The 1,152-nt window shown below is 57.3% G+C and carries 1 pseudogene; it reads right to left on the reverse strand.

Annotated elements, in window-relative coordinates:
• Positions 1-1,152 (reverse strand): annotated as a pseudogene (rpoB, locus tag AC1DRJ_RS28825) (DNA-directed RNA polymerase subunit beta); the annotation flags it as partial.

Here is a 1,152-nt window from a genome sequence, read left to right on the forward strand (position 1 = left end):
ACCTGCTTCGGCGATACGTCCATCAAGGTGACGTCTTCCGGCGCCTTGACGGTGAACTCGTTCAAGTGACGAACAGCTACCAGTTCGTCGATCAGCATTTTCTTGTCGTTCATCGTGGCCGAAGCCTGAGCGATCACGTGATCAGCTTCTTCGATGGCGGACAGGAACACGATCTCGTCGGTGACCAGAGCGTCTTTCACCACACGGTACGGGCTCTCGAGGAAGCCGTACTGGTTGGTGCGCGCATAAGCGGCCAGGGAGTTGATCAGGCCGATGTTCGGACCTTCCGGCGTTTCAATCGGGCATACACGACCGTAGTGAGTCGGGTGTACGTCTCGAACTTCAAAGCCAGCACGCTCACGAGTCAAACCGCCAGGGCCGAGTGCAGACACACGACGCTTGTGGGTGATCTCGGACAGCGGGTTGTTCTGGTCCATGAACTGGGACAGCTGGCTGGAACCGAAGAACTCTTTCACCGCCGCAGCCACTGGCTTGGCGTTGATCAGGTCTTGCGGCATCAGGCCTTCGCTTTCAGCCATCGACAGACGCTCTTTGACCGCACGCTCAACACGTACCAGGCCAACGCGGAACTGGTTCTCGGCCATTTCGCCTACGCAGCGAACACGACGGTTACCCAAGTGGTCGATGTCATCGACGATGCCTTTGCCGTTACGGATGTCGACCAGAGTCTTCAGTACCGCGACGATGTCTTCTTTGCACAGCACACCCGAACCTTCGATCTCGGTACGACCGATACGACGGTTGAACTTCATCCGGCCGACCGCAGACAGGTCATAGCGCTCAGGGCTGAAGAACAGGTTATTGAAAAGAGTCTCGGCAGCGTCTTTGGTTGGCGGCTCGCCTGGACGCATCATGCGATAGATCTCGACCAGCGCTTCCAATTGGTTGCTGGTGGAGTCGATCTTCAGTGTGTCGGAGACGAACGGACCGCAGTCGATATCGTTGGTGTACAGAGTTTCGATGCGAACAACCTGAGCCTTGRCGATTTTTGCCAGGATCTCGGTGTTCAGCTCGGTGTTGCACTCTGCCAGGATTTCGCCGGTTGCCGGATGCACGATGGCCTTGGCGGTAGTGCGGCCCAGGACGTAGTCCAGAGGCACTTCCAGGGTCTTGAGACCGGCTTTTTCGATC

This window comes from Pseudomonas sp. P5_B2, from assembly GCF_056400445.1.